At 50.6% G+C, this 14,378-nt stretch carries 11 protein-coding genes; 4 read left to right on the forward strand and 7 right to left on the reverse strand.

What is annotated here, in order from left to right; all coding sequences use genetic code 11:
- Nucleotides 1-7: 7 nt before the first annotated feature.
- Genes ACWXW9_RS26340 through ACWXW9_RS26355 form a run of 4 tightly spaced genes read right to left on the reverse strand, consistent with a single transcriptional unit; the run spans nt 8 to nt 5,116 of the window.
- On the reverse strand, nt 8-1,348 hold the full coding sequence (locus ACWXW9_RS26340; RefSeq protein ID WP_494931791.1) for an MBL fold metallo-hydrolase: 1,341 nt from the start codon (nt 1,346-1,348) through the stop codon (nt 8-10).
- Nucleotides 1,345-3,015, reverse strand: coding sequence for an ABC transporter permease (locus ACWXW9_RS26345; RefSeq protein ID WP_494931792.1), 1,671 nt, complete (start codon nt 3,013-3,015; stop codon nt 1,345-1,347). The genes ACWXW9_RS26340 and ACWXW9_RS26345 overlap by 4 nt, the downstream gene beginning before the upstream one ends.
- A gap of 4 nt (nt 3,016-3,019) precedes the next feature.
- Nucleotides 3,020-4,090 (reverse strand): ABC transporter substrate-binding protein, encoded by a 1,071-nt coding sequence (locus tag ACWXW9_RS26350; RefSeq protein ID WP_494931793.1) that lies wholly within the window; start codon nt 4,088-4,090, stop codon nt 3,020-3,022.
- 21 nt (nt 4,091-4,111) lie between these two features.
- Nucleotides 4,112-5,116, reverse strand: coding sequence for an ABC transporter ATP-binding protein (locus tag ACWXW9_RS26355; RefSeq protein WP_494931794.1), 1,005 nt, complete (start codon nt 5,114-5,116; stop codon nt 4,112-4,114).
- A gap of 201 nt (nt 5,117-5,317) precedes the next feature.
- On the opposite strand from ACWXW9_RS26355, the gene ACWXW9_RS26360 reads away from it, so the two are divergent.
- Complete coding sequence (locus ACWXW9_RS26360; RefSeq protein ID WP_494931795.1) at nt 5,318-6,211, forward strand: LysR family transcriptional regulator; 894 nt, start codon at nt 5,318-5,320, stop codon at nt 6,209-6,211.
- Nucleotides 6,212-6,338: 127 nt separating this feature from the next.
- On the forward strand, nt 6,339-7,199 hold the full coding sequence (locus tag ACWXW9_RS26365) for a hypothetical protein (RefSeq protein WP_494931796.1): 861 nt from the start codon (nt 6,339-6,341) through the stop codon (nt 7,197-7,199).
- Nucleotides 7,200-7,281: 82 nt separating this feature from the next.
- Here the strand turns inward: ACWXW9_RS26365 and argS are convergent, their stop codons facing one another.
- The 3 genes from argS to ACWXW9_RS26380 all read right to left on the reverse strand — a co-directional run bounded on the left by argS (nt 7,282) and on the right by ACWXW9_RS26380 (nt 10,383).
- Nucleotides 7,282-8,961, reverse strand: coding sequence for an arginine--tRNA ligase (gene argS / locus ACWXW9_RS26370; protein WP_494931797.1), 1,680 nt, complete (start codon nt 8,959-8,961; stop codon nt 7,282-7,284).
- The gene (locus ACWXW9_RS26375; RefSeq protein WP_494931798.1) at nt 8,958-9,398 is read right to left on the reverse strand and encodes a YwiB family protein; all 441 of its coding nucleotides are present in this window, start codon (nt 9,396-9,398) and stop codon (nt 8,958-8,960) included. The genes argS and ACWXW9_RS26375 overlap by 4 nt, the downstream gene beginning before the upstream one ends.
- Before the next feature lie 94 nt (nt 9,399-9,492).
- Nucleotides 9,493-10,383 carry a LysR family transcriptional regulator gene (locus ACWXW9_RS26380; RefSeq protein ID WP_494931820.1) on the reverse strand — a complete coding sequence of 297 codons (891 nt, stop codon included), beginning with the start codon at nt 10,381-10,383 and terminating at the stop codon, nt 9,493-9,495.
- A 150-nt stretch (nt 10,384-10,533) separates the two neighbouring features.
- Between ACWXW9_RS26380 and ACWXW9_RS26385 the strand changes: the two genes are divergently transcribed.
- Together ACWXW9_RS26385 and ACWXW9_RS26390 are read left to right on the forward strand one after the other, a co-directional pair.
- The gene (locus ACWXW9_RS26385) at nt 10,534-12,279 is read left to right on the forward strand and encodes an ABC transporter ATP-binding protein (RefSeq protein ID WP_494931799.1); all 1,746 of its coding nucleotides are present in this window, start codon (nt 10,534-10,536) and stop codon (nt 12,277-12,279) included.
- On the forward strand, nt 12,276-14,015 hold the full coding sequence (locus tag ACWXW9_RS26390; RefSeq protein WP_494931800.1) for an ABC transporter ATP-binding protein: 1,740 nt from the start codon (nt 12,276-12,278) through the stop codon (nt 14,013-14,015). The genes ACWXW9_RS26385 and ACWXW9_RS26390 overlap by 4 nt, the downstream gene beginning before the upstream one ends.
- Nucleotides 14,016-14,378: the final 363 nt, after the last annotated feature.

The raw sequence follows: 14,378 nt of genomic DNA on the forward strand, positions 1-14,378 counted from the left end.
GAATCATCTAAACGTTTAACGTTGCGCCCGGCTCCAAAGAGTGAATGACTTTTACAGAGCTTTCGTGTTCGGTCCAACCTTCTCTCATCAGCTCGTCACGCACAAGATCAGTCTGCGGCTTGGGCGCATGAACGAGCACAACCTGTTTACCAGGCAACTCCTTCAACATTTGCCTCACATCCGATATCCCCTGATGCACCTTGTAAATCAAATGCCGAACTATACAACGGTCATTCTGATCTGCATGCTCCAGCAGATGTTTACCAAAAGAACCGCTCGAAGCATGTCCCGTTAAAATAACCCCGTTATGATTACTTTTTCCGCTACCTTCGCCATCCCCCGCACTCGGCGGATGATCTGATAAATACTGATAGTACCCGCGCGCCCGTGGCGAATCCATCATGCCATCCCCGGTTACGATCATAGCCGCAGCATTCTGTTCCAGCAGCCGCACTCGCTCCGCAGCATCACGAGGCACAAAGATCCGGCCACTGTGCAGCACACGTTCTATCCGCGCAGGTGCTTCCAGGCGTAGCCATTCTTTCAAACCGCTCAAGCGCTGCAATCCCTTCCATATGTCCGGCTCTACAATCATTGCTTGTTCAGGGAACTGCTCACTGGCCCACACGATCAACTCCTGTCCCCGGCCAAAGGCGGGCACCGGAAGCAGCACATGACCACCAGAGGACAATATCTGTTCCATCCCGGCTCGCAGCCGCTCCAGCTTCACAGGCTGCGGGTCTATATCCATGCCATAGGCATTATCCATAATGGAGATATCGGCTAGATTGGGTTCCGGTGCATCGGTAGCAAGCAGTTCGGATTCGCGGCTGTAGTCTCCCGAAAAGAATAACCGCTTCCCTTCCATTTCTACCATGTACCACACTGCGCCAGCCAAATGCCCACTGCGTCCCCACATGATCCGCACACCCGGACAAGCCTCCTGCCATACCCCTGACGGCGCTTCATCCTCCAGATAGCGGTAAGTGATGGATTCGATATCCCGTTCGTCGTATGGCAATTTGCCGCCTCTGGATTCTACATAAGTATGCCAGGAGCGGAAATAGGAACCCAACTGCTCGGCGGTGGCCTTTGTCGTCCAGACCTCTCCATGGTATCCATACTTATACAGTAAGGGGAGCGCCATTGAATGATCCTCATGTGCATGAGACAGCAATACAGCGGTCAGCCTCTCCGCCTCCTGCGGCGGAAAAACCGGATACTGCCCGGTTCCTTCCTTTTTCACACCACAATCCAGCATGATACGATGCTGCTTTCCTTCCAAAACATAGCAGGAGCGGCCGTGTTCGCCCGCACCGCCCCAAATTCGAAGCTTGGTCATCATCATTTCCACTTTCTTTGCGAGTTTAAGCTTTCCATTAAGACCAGCAGCAGTGTGGTCAAACCGACCGATATGACCGCCATTGCCATACCAAGCGACACCTGCCCCTGTTCGAACTGGGCAAATATGTAGGTTGCAGACGTCTGAACGGATGGCGGCAAAATCAGCAACGATCCTACCAGCTCGCGTGAAGCAATGGTAAATGTCATCATCCAGCCAGCGAGCATTCCCGGTGCAATCAGCGGCAGCACAATCCGGCGGAATACATAAGACGGGCGACCGCCAAACACCTGTCCTGCCTGAAAAAGAGCAGTGTCTACCTGCGTAAAGGCGCTTTTGACATACTGGACTGTATAAGGAACAAACAAGACAACATACGTCAGAATGACCATACCGTACGTGTTATACAACGGAATCGGCATCCACGGCGAGTTCCACCATAAAATAAGGCCGACTACCATAACAATCCCCGGAACCGTGTTCGGAAGCAAGCTGAATGCATCCACTGTCCGCTGGAGCTTCGTACGTGAGCCGCCAATAACGAGTGCAAACCATGTGCCCAGCACAACGGCAATCGTCGATGCACCCAAAGAGAGAAATACGCTGTTCAGCAGCGCCTCCATGCTCTCTGAGCCCCAAGACAGCAGTTCCTTGTAGTAACCGAGCGTAAAGTTATCCCAAGCCAAGCCGATCCCCCGCAGCTTCATGGTGGAAGCGGCGATAATTGAAAAATAAGGGATACCAATGGACGCAATTAGCAACAATAGGATAAATGTGACACTTAATCCCGTAGTCCAGCCAGATACACGAAGACGGGAAGGACGAGAACCTTTACCACCTACCAGCCTGTATGTATACTTACGGTTGATTACCGATTGCACATACCACACGAGCAGACAGGCGGTTAAAAGCACCGAGGCCATGGATGTCGCCTTGCCGAAATCAATCGGCCAACTGGAAATGTATTTGTGAATTTCCGATGTCATGACTTCATACCCGATACGTCGTCCAAAGGTGGCGGGGGTTCCAAACTCGGCAATCGTTTTGACGAAAATAAGCAGTGCGCCCATTCCGTAAGCCGACAGCAGCAGTGGTAAAATGATCCGGCGGAACCTGTACAGAAAGCCGCCGCCCATAACGGCTCCGGCCTCTTCCAGACTGCCGCCAATCCTGACCAGCGCACCACGCAGCAGCAGGTACAGGAACGGAAACAGATGCAGACTCATGATCATCACCATGCCGCCAAAGCTGAAAAAGAACGGGGTCAAGAAATGCAGGCTCGGAAACAACTGCTCCAAATACCCGTTTTTTTGCATAAACAAAATCCAACCCATGGACCCGATATAGGGCGGGGTCATAAACGGAATCAATAGCACCACATCCAACCAGCGCCAGCTAGCGAGACGCGTGTTGGACATGATCCACGCCAACGGAAGTGCAAGCACCGTCGTTCCGGCAATAACACAGATGCCTAGCCAGATCGAGCCGAACAGCACACCCGCAAATCGGGATGCAGCCAACGTCTGGAAAGGCGCAGACCATTGTAATTGTCCGTCTACATACACACTTTGGATGAAAATTTGTAGTAACGGCAGCACGATCAGTAAAGCAAGCGCGATCAGAGCAAGTATTAGACTCCACGCTCTGATCTGTTTGGCGGATGAGACCCCCATCCGCTTACTTGAACATTTGCGTGAACTTCTCTGTCACGTCAGGACCATGCTCGCCCATCCATTCCCAATTGGTTTTCAGCAACGGAATCTCATCCAGATTGGCGCGCTTATCTGCTTTGACATCCGTGCGGCCCGGAAGCAAGGAAGCGTCCGCTACCAGCTTCTGTGCCTCGTCCGACAGCAGATAGTCAATGAATGCCTTGGCATTCTGCTCATGCTGCGTCGATTTGAGAATCGCCGCAGGGCGCGGGCTGATGACTGTTCCTTCCTTCGGATAAACAATGTCGATCGGCTCGCCTTTGGCCTTGGCCTTGTAAGTCATGTAATCAACCGCAGCAGCGACCATGCTTTTGGCTCCGGTAATTACCGGGTCCAGCGCTTCCTGATTGGCTCCAGCCATCGCTACGCCGTTAGCCTTGTACTGCTCGAACAACGTCCAGCCCCCATCGCCATTGGCACTCAGGTAGCCTGTCATAAAATCCAGCGCCGAACCAGACAGCGACGGATCAGGAATGTTAATTTGGTCCTTGTACTCCGGCTTCGCGAGATCGGCCCATGAAGTCGGCGGTGTCTTCACCAGCTTGGTGTTGTATGCGATACCTAATGCGGAAGCACTGGTGCTGAAGTAGTTGCCTTCCTTGTCAGACCAATCGGGATTCAGCTTGTCCGCGTTTTTGGCATCCGGGTAAGGGAGCGTAAGGCCGTCTTTTTTCAAGCCTTGCACGGACGGAAGAGATGCCAGTACCACCACATCTGCTACCGGATTCGCCTTCTCAGCTTCCATCCGGGCCAAAATTTTACCCGTCGTTCCCTGGAACAGCTCGACCTTCACTCCACTTTGCGCCTCATACCCCGCTACCAGCTTTTTCGCCAGCCCGTCAGGGCCTGCGCTGTAGATAACCAACTTCTGATCGGTGTATGCCGCTCCGGCTTGTCCTGCTGATCCGGTGGCTTGCGCTCCATCCTTGGATGGTGTAGCCGTTCCACAGCCTGCGACAGCCAGTCCAAAGGTCAATGTTAATGCGAGCATCGCGCCCTTTTTCCAACCTGTACGAAAAACGTGCTTGTTCATCATCTTGTGTTATACCCCTTTTCCCTATGAATCGAGTTGGTGGATGTGTTGCGGTGATACCCAAATTTGCTTTTGTTCCCCGATAGGCAAGCGAGTGGAATGATATGCAGTCCATAGCTCGCCGTTCTCTGCCAGTATACGGATTTCATAACGGTCCCCAACATAGCTGATATGACGAATCTCCACTGTAAAAGAGCGCTGATCCACTTGATCCTGTTCCCAGCGGACATGCTCGGGACGGAATAGTGTTCGTTCCGGCTCCAGCCAGTTCGATTTGCCGATGAACCTCGCCACCTCTGGATGAGATGGACGACCGTAGATCACCTCCGGTGTTCCGGTCTGCAAAATATGTCCGCTTCTCATGACGACCACTTCATCGGACATTGACATGGCCTCGATCTGATCATGGGTGACGTACAGGGCAGTCAGCCCCAGATCGCGCACCAGCGACAGCATTTCGATGCGCATCTCTTCGCGGAGTACCGCGTCCAGCGCACTGAGCGGCTCATCGAACAAGACAAGCCGCGGCCGGATGGCAACCGCACGGGCAAAAGCGACCCGCTGCTGCTGGCCACCAGACAGTTGATGAGGATACCGATCCTCCATCCCCGACAGTCTGACCTTGTCCAGCGCCTCCAGCACCGCTATTCGCAACTCCTTGCCACGCACGCTACCAGAACCGGGGCCTTTTCCATGCTTGTTCGCACGCAGGCCGAAGGCCACGTTTTCAAACACCGTCATATGCGGCCACAGTGCGAAATCCTGAAACACCATGCCAAAATGACGAAGATGCGCGGGAATATCCTTTTTGCGTTCAGCCGAAAAAAGAACTTCCTCTCCCATCGTGATCGTGCCGGTATCCGGCGTCTCCAGCCCTGCGATCATGCGCAGAAGCGTTGTTTTCCCGCAGCCGGAGGGCCCGAGCAGTGTCGTGAATTGTCCCCGCCTTACGACCAGATTCGTCTCGTGCAATGCGGTCATATGGCCGAAGGTTTTACTCAACCCGTGAATATACAAATCCTGATTCATCGCATTACCTGCCTGTTCTTATGACTGACCCCAGTGTAAAGCTTGAATTCGCAGCCTGTGTTATTGGAAAGTTAAAACAAAATTAATTATTTCAATGAATTGTGTTAACACTCATAGATTTAATCTATATAGAGGGGATTGATACCGCAGCGTATGAGGCGGGCATGAGTTTCCGATCAACCTGAAAGTGGGGCATTCCAAGTGAATTTAAGTCTTTTGAAGCTGCATATTGTAGAGTTGCTGGACAAGCACCATAAAATTACCACAGTAGCCGAGCTTCTCGGCCTGAAACAACCGACCATTACCTTTCATATGAGAAATCTGGAGCGGGATTTGGGGGTGAAGCTGTTCGACACGCGTATGGGAAAAATCATTCTGACGGATGCCGGGCACGCGCTGCTCCATTATGCTGCCAAGATTAATGCGCTTGCCGCCGAGGCTGAGCGGGTTGTATGCGAGTTCGACACACTCCAGCGGGGGAGCATTCGAATCGGCGCCAGCTATGTACCGGCTACCTATGTGCTTCCTGCGGTGCTGCACCGTTTTGCCCGGGAACATCCAGGGATTCATATTGCCCTGTCCGTGAAAACAGCTCCAGTGATCAAGGACATGCTCGCCCGTCACGAAATTGACCTTGGCGTTATTTCAACAGAGCCGTTTCAAGTGCCCACGCTGGTATCGGAATCCTTGGGCGAGGATGAGCTGGTGCTGATCTGCGCACCTGAGCACCCGCTCGCAAGCGAAACCGATTTAACACCTGAGCGAATCTCTTCTTCCTCTTTCGTGCTGCACGGCAAGGATTCCAGCACACGCCAAATGACCGACAAATGGCTGGAGCGTGGCGGACGCCGTCTCCCCTCCTATTTGGAGCTAGATTCGCTGGAGGCGATCAAACAGGCGGTCATGCTGGGAGAGCATGTCTCTTTTGTCTCCCGCATAGCTGTGCAGTCCGAGGTCGAACGCGGGATGCTGGTCATACGGCCCATTCCGGGCCAGCGTGTGGAGCGGTACATTTATATGGTTAGCAATAAGGACCGTCACCGCTCGGCGCTAATCCGCGAATTTGCTGAATATTTGTCAGGGAACCAAGAATAAATCTTACCTGTCATATAGAAATTATGTTATTTTTTAACCGGAGTACCAGCTTGCCTTGACATACGACTGACATTACACCCGTAAAGTGTAGCGTGTACCCCCATTCGGACGAACAGGAGATGATTGGATGAAAACTGGTCTTCGTATCACAAAGGCTTTGTCGGTATTAACCCTAAGTGCAGTGCTGCTTGTAACGGGATGGAAAGGTGCCGAGCCTGCACAGGCTGCCGCCAATGCCACACCAAGCTATGAGGTAAAGCTGCTGCTGGATACAGCTCAGGTCCTCAATGCGGACGGCTCTTTGAAAAGCAGCGTAGCCAACGAGTTTCAAATTAGCGAAGCTGCGCAACGATTGAGCGTCGAATATTTTGACACGGATCAACTGCAATTGAACAACGAGGGCTGGAATGTCAGATTTCGCAAAAAAGAAGATAAAAAGAATTATGAATTAACCTACAAGAAGCGGTACACAGTCACGAACGGAGATATCAACGCGGCTCTCACCCAAGCGAATAAAGAAGGCTTCAGCGCATCCGACGATAACTACGATGCTGAAGTGGATTGGGGTTATAGCAAGCAGACGCTGAGCTTTTCCAATGATAAAAAAACGAACGCTTCCAAAGGATTAACCCTTCCTTCCCCGGATCAGGCGTTAAAGCATCTATTGGACAATCTTCCGGGCAAGCTGCAAAACTGGAAAACCAGCAACTGGGGCAAACAAACCCTGGCAGACTCCAGAGTACGCGGTCCTGTACAGGTCAGCAAATATGGAGGCAGCTTCCAAGGATTGGATACCGACGTTGAAGTCTGGCCTATCCGCAGTGCGAACGGATCAGGTACAGATAACATCATCGAAATCTCCTTCAAAACCTCGGACTACAGCGTTGCCGCCAGCAATCGCACCAAGCTGATCAATCTGCTGCAATCCAAAGGATGGCTGGTTCCCGCCGATTCCCTGAAAACAAATTTAGTGCTGGAACGCTACTAAGCTGCTCGAACAAAAAAGGAACCGCACGTGCCACCCTGCTGGGGATGGTACGGACGGTTCCTTTTATCATTAAAATGGTTGCTTACATGCGTTCCGGTGCAGACACGCCTACCAGCTTCAGCACATTGGCAATGGTGGTGCGCACCGCGCCAAACAGCGCCAAACGAGCCTGCGTTTGAGCGGCATCCTCAGTGATCACACGTTCTGCCTTATAGTAGCTGTGGAACAGCGATGCCAACTCATAGACGTAGCGAATCATACGGTGTGGCGCAAAGCTCGCAGCCGCTACCGATACTTCCTCCGGCAGCTCGCCGATTTTGCGCAACAGGTCGTATTCATGCTCAGCCGTCAGTTTGGACAGATCAACCTCTGCCAACGGCAGTACGGCAATTCCTTGCTCCTCGGCTTGACGGTATACGCTGCACGCGCGAGCGTGGGCATATTGCACGTAGAATACCGGATTTTCATTGGAAGTGGAAATCGCCAAATCCATGTCAAAATCCAGATGCGAATCCATGCTGCGCATCGTGAAGAAGTAGCGGATCGCATCCACGCCCACTTCTTCCATCAGGTCTTCCATCGTCACGGCCTTACCGGTACGCTTGGACATTTTCACCTTTTCCCCGTTTTGGAACAGGCTGACCATTTGGGCAATCAGCACTTTGAGCTTATCCGGGTCGTTACCCAGTGCTTCCATAGCTGCTTTCATCCGTGGAATGTAGCCGTGGTGATCCGCTCCCCAAATGTTGATGATCGTATCATACCCACGGGCGTATTTGTCGCGATGGTAAGCGATATCCGGGGTCAGGTACGTGTATGTACCGTCATTTTTGATCAAGACACGGTCTTTATCGTCGCCGTACTTGGTTGTGTTCAGCCATGTGGCTCCGTCCTTCTCGTATATCTCCTCACGGTCACGCAGCTCGTTCAGCGCTTTAAGCACTTCACCGTTCTCATACAGCGATGTTTCGCTGAACCAGGAGTCAAAAGGTACACGGAACAGCTCCAGATCGCGCTTGATCTTGTTCAGTTCCTTTTCCAGACCGTAGTCACGGAAATAAGCTGCGCGGTCGCCCGGTGTCAAAGACAGCAGGGAATCGCCCTTCTCGGCCACCAGTTCCTTGGCAAATCCGATAATGTCCTCACCGTGATAACCGTCCTCCGGCATCTCAGCAGGCTGTCCCAGCTCTTGCAAATAACGCGCCTCAATCGAGCGGCTCATGTTGTAAATCTGGTTACCCGCATCATTAATGTAGTATTCACGAGTTACTTTGTATCCGGCAAAATCAAGCACGTTGCAGAGGGCATCCCCTACTGCCGCACCGCGCGCATGGCCCAAGTGAAGGCTACCTGTCGGGTTCGCACTGACGAACTCGATTTGTACCTTTTTGCCTGCACCTTCCTGCACACGTCCGTAATCTGCTCCCTGTTCCTGCACTTGCTGAATAACTGCATAGAGGTAGCTCTTGTTCAGGCGGAAGTTAATAAAGCCCGGTCCGGCAATTTCCGCGCTTTCAATTGAAGCGGCAGCCAAGTCCATATTTGCGATCAAATCTTCTGCAATTTGACGCGGGTTTTTCTTCGCAATACGGGTAAGCTGCATCGCAGCATTCGTAGCCAAATCACCGTGCGACTTGTCCTTCGGCACCTCCAGTGTGATTGTCGGCAGCTCTTCGCGGCTCACGATACCGGCAGCCAGTACCGCTGCCTCGATAGCTGAGGTCACCTTTTGATTAATGAGTTCCAGTGGATTGCTTGTCATGATTGTTGCTCCTCCTGTATATACAAACTGATGGCAAAGTGCCCCGAGAAATCCTCAAATACGTATAGATCATAAGTCCAGCTCACCTGTCCGGTAAATCCGTCCATCCGAATATCGAGCTTCTGCGTATGCGCAGACATGTTCAGGCTTAAATAAGGCGATCGGTAAAATCCCGGCAATCTTAGTCCCAGCGCAAATGACTGCTCCGACTGCACCTCACCGTGGCGAATCAGCTTAAGCTCATCCGGTCCGATTTTGACCGTGTTCCGTGTCGTTCCGCCCTCAGGTCCCTCTTGGGGTTCATCGTACCTTATATATAGATGCTTCCCACGCATGATCGCTTCTCCGGGAAGCTCCTGCACCACATCTTCTCCGTCATGATGACTATGAAGACGGATTTGGACCTTTGCATTGTGTGGCATGTGTTCAAACTCCATTCTATCGCTATCCTACTGTACTACTATATCCAGTTCCCGTTTGCAATTCAAATGAGATTTTACAAAAAGATGCTTTCATCCACAAAAAAAACAGCTACCGCGGAGTGACCTCATCGGATGCCTGGCTGAAGCTTTCGATAAATCGGGAAGCCAGAGAAGACATGTATCTATCCTTCAGCCAGACAGCCGCCACACGAGTATGCAATTCTTCACACATAATTTCCTTCACAATTAACTGGTTATTACTGCCCAGAGACAGCGCGGACCGTGAAATCATACCGATCCCCAATCCTTCATTGGCCCAATGAAGCGTAGTGCGGGCATCATCGTTTTTGCAAAAGACATCCGGCTCAAAGCCATGCTTCATGCAGGCATCGAGTATCAGTTGCTCAAAGCGGCGGTATACGATGAGGGGTCTATCTTTCAAATCAGACAGCGGAATCGTCTTCTGGTCAGGGTTCCAGTCATGCTCTTCTGTCATCACCGCGACCATCGGCTCGGAGGCTGCATATCTGCACCCCAGATCGGTGGTGTTGAACGGCGTTCTGACGATACCAACCTCTACAATCCCCTTGTTCAACAGATCGAGGATCATGAACGTATTTCCCTCATGAATTTCGAATTTTACGCCCGCATAGGTTTTGTGAAATTCGGAAAGCCTGTCTTTCATCAGGGCTGCGCCGGAAGAAGAGACGGTTCCAATCGTGAGCGTTCCCTTCATACCCTTGGCAAAATCATTTATTTCCCTCATCGTGGCATCGGTCAGCTCCAAAATCTGCTTGGCCCTGTTCTGCAAAATGATTCCGGCCTCTGTCAGATGAATGCTTCGCGGGCCTCGATGCACGAGCTTTACACCCAGCTCTTCCTCCAACTGCATGAGCTGTTGACTTAGGGGAGGCTGTGCGATTTTCAGCTTTTTGGCTGCCGCTGTGATTTGTCCTGCCTCTGCAATCGCCAGAAAATACTTAAGATGTCTCAATTCCATCATGAACCTCCGGTGCTGATATATGTAATACATATACCTCTAATATATATTAAATATTATTCATATGGTTTGGGATATGCCATAATCATATTCAGTTATCAGGTTGGGTCAACGGGCTTTATACATTATTCAGGTTAGGTGATGGTTTATTTGCTGAAATTTGCTGTTTTTTTGAAACCCTATAAAAAGGAAAGCATTCTTGGGCCTCTGTTTAAACTGATTGAGGCTATTCTGGAATTGTTGCTGCCTACCATGGTAGCTCTAATGATCAATCATGGCGTGGGCAAAGGAGATACCCATTATGTTTGGCAAATGGGTCTATTGATGCTGCTTATGACCGTGCTGGGCTTTGGCAGCTCAATGGTATGCCAGTTTTACGCAGCCCGGGCCTCTCAGGGATTCGGAACCACGCTGCGCAATACGATGTTTAAGCACATTTCATCGTTCTCTTATGCCGATCTCGATAAGTTTGGTACGCCCTCACTCATTAATCGGATCACGAACGATGTGAATCAGCTCCAGACGGCAGTGGCGATGCTGATTCGTCTGGTCATTCGCGCTCCTTTTATTTGTATTGGGGCTATTATCATGTCGATGATCTTGGACTTTCGCCTTGCTCTGGTTCTGTTGGCAGCTACGCCGATCCTGGCTTTGATCCTGTATCTGGTGATTACGAAGGCTTCACCGCTGTACCGAATGTATCAGAAAAAGCTGGACAACATCGCTCTTGTGCTAAGCGAAAATCTTACAGGGGTAAGGGTCATACGGGCCTTTGCCAAAAGAGGAGCTGAACGAGTCAAGTTCAACACAGCATCGGATGACCTGACCCAAACCGCCATTCGTGTCGGGCGTATTTCCGCTTTGCTCAGCCCGGCCACCTTGTTGGTGGTTAACGGAGCCATTATTGCGATTCTGTGGGTCGGCGGCATTCATATTCAATACGGATCTCTTACGCAAGGGGAGATTATTGCTTTTATTAATTATATCACGCAGATTTTGCTGGCTCTGATCGTGGTGACCAATTTAATCATTCTGTTCACCAAGGCCGCAACCTCGGCAGCACGGATTCAGGAAGTTCTGGATACACAAGCTTCGATTTCCGATGTGACTACGACTACAAATCAGTCTGAATCAAATGAACAGGACACCGTACCGACTATCGCTTTTGACCACGTCTCCTTCGGATACAATAAAACGGGGCAATTGGCGCTTAACGATGTTACCGTAAACATCTACCCTGGTGAAACGGTCGGCATCATCGGAGGAACGGGTTCGGGAAAATCAACATTTGTGAATCTCATTCCCCGGTTCTATGATGCGGTGGAGGGGCATGTGCAGGTTGATGGCATTGACGTTCGCCAATATAAGCTTGAGCCATTGCGGCAAAAAATCGGGATTGTTCCACAGAAGGCGCTGCTGTTCACCGGCACCATAGCGGATAATATTCGCTGGGGTCATGAACACGCCACCGATGAGGAAGTCGCCCGGGCTGCAGCGATTGCGCAAGCGGATGAGTTCATTTCCAATCTGCCCGAAAAATACGATGCTCCGATTGCACGCGGGGGTCTTAATCTGTCGGGAGGTCAAAAGCAACGTCTCACCATTGCTAGAGCTATTGTAGGGAATCCGGAAATCCTTATTTTAGATGATTCCTCAAGTGCACTTGATTTTGCAACCGATGCCGCCTTGCGTACATCGTTACGGGAAAACAGCAGCAGCATGACCGTCCTGCTTGTCTCGCAACGGGTGAGCAGCGTACAGCATGCCGATAAAATTATTGTGTTTGATGAAGGACAAATTGTCGGTGTCGGCACACATGAACAGTTGATGAGCAGCTCCGATGTATACCAGGAAATTAATCGTTCCCAGCTCTCAACGCAGGAGGTAGACCAATGAGCGCCAAGGAAACCTGGAGAAGATTGTTAACCTATGTAGGTCAATATAAAAAAACAACTTTTTGGGTCATTATCAGCGCGATTCTCAGCGTGCTTGCCAGTCTGATCGGCCCCTACATGATTGGTCAGGCCATCGACCACATGGTGGATAAGGGTGCGGTGGATTTTAGAGGGATTGCGCACATTCTTGCCGGATTAGGCATGGTGTATGCCGTAGGCAGTTTGTTTAGCTGGCTGCTCACCTATTTGACGAACCGTATTGCTTATCAGACGGTCAATGATATGCGGCGGGAGTTATTTGATCATTTTAATATCCTCCCGTTAAGCTTCCACGACAATCACCCGCAAGGTGACAGCATCAGCCGTTTTGTGAACGATATGGATGCTGTGTCAGATGGATTGCTGCAAGGCTTTTCTACTTTGATTACCGGGATTATTACGATTATAGGCTCGATTGTGCTTATGCTGTACATCAGTCCAATGATGACGCTGGTCGTGCTGGTGTCAGCTCCGGTCACGTATGGTGTGGCACGGTTCATTACCACACGATCCCAGCGCATGTTCCGCGAACAGGCCCAAATTTTAGGAAGTCTGAATGGTTATGTAGAGGAAATGATCGGCGGACAGCGGGTGGTCACAGCCTTTCACTATGAAAACCGTTCGTTTGAGGAATTTTCCGCCAAAAACGAACAATTGTATCAAGCCGGGGTGAAGTCACAGTTTTACGGATCATTGTCCAATCCCTCCACTCGGCTGGTGAACAACATGACCTTCTCGGTCACGGCGATGATCGGCTGTATATCCATCATTTTGGGTGTGATTTCGGTAGGGGGATTATCAAGTTTTCTGATCTATACGAACCTGTTTGCCAAGCCTTTTAATGAAATTACGGGTGTTCTGACCCAGTTCCAGTCGGCTACGGCTTCTGCCCAGCGCATATTTGCTATTTTGGACTCGCCGCCTGAGCAGCCGGAAAAATCGAACGCCGTACAGCTGGAGCGCAGCAAAGGCACGATTCTTTTTGATCATGTGAAATTCTCCTATAACCCGGAACGTACGCTCATTACGGACTTTAGTCTGGAGGTTAAGCCGGGTACCCGTGTTGCGATTGTCGGGCAGACCGGAGCTGGTAAAACCACACTCGTCAACCTGCTCATGCGGTTCTATGATGTAGATAACGGCTCGATATCCATCGACGGGGTCAATATCAATGACATGAGCCGGGACAGTCTGCGGACTAATTTTGGTATGGTACTTCAGGATACATGGCTGTTCAGCGGTACGATTCGGGACAATATCGCTTACGGAAAGCCGGAAGCGACGGAAGAAGAGATTATTGCGGCTGCAACGGCTGCCAATGCACATAGCTTCATCAAGCGGCTGCCTCATGGCTATGATACGGTCATCAGCGGTTCAGGCGACAGCCTGTCGCAAGGTCAAAAGCAGTTGCTCACCATCGCGCGGGTAATCCTCGTCGATCCACCTATGCTCATTCTGGATGAAGCGACCAGCAGTATAGACACCCTGACAGAAGCGCGTATTCAGAAGGCGTTTATGAAAATGATTGCCGGACGCACCAGCTTTGTGATCGCCCACCGACTATCAACCATCCGCGAAGCGGATCTGATTTTATACATGAAAAACGGCGATGTAGTCGAAAGCGGAACCCATGAGGGCCTGCTTGCAAGCGGTGGGCATTATGCCTCGCTTTATAACAGCCAGTTCACTACGGCCTAGCATAGCGGATTGAGGGGATAAGCCGATTGCTCTTATGCAATCGGCTTTTTGGGCTGTGATGTATGCTAAAGCAGAAGGTACTTCGTTAACAACTTCGGAATCGAGTCGGTGTTAGAAATGCAGTTTCATTTACGCACTTTCTTTATTGAATACACAGCGAGATATCCTAGTGCTAATAAGCCTGTGTTTATAAAGCAAACTATTAAACCGCTTACCTCTACTTTTTCGATAAGTAAATATATAGCAAAAAAGTCCGGTGAAAAATGAACAACCCTTTCTGAGAAAGATATCTACAAAAAGAATATGTATATGATAATGTGTGAATTTAATTTAAATTATATAACACATAAGCCAAGCCTTGGA

The organism is Paenibacillus sp. LT-B23 (assembly GCF_059417685.1).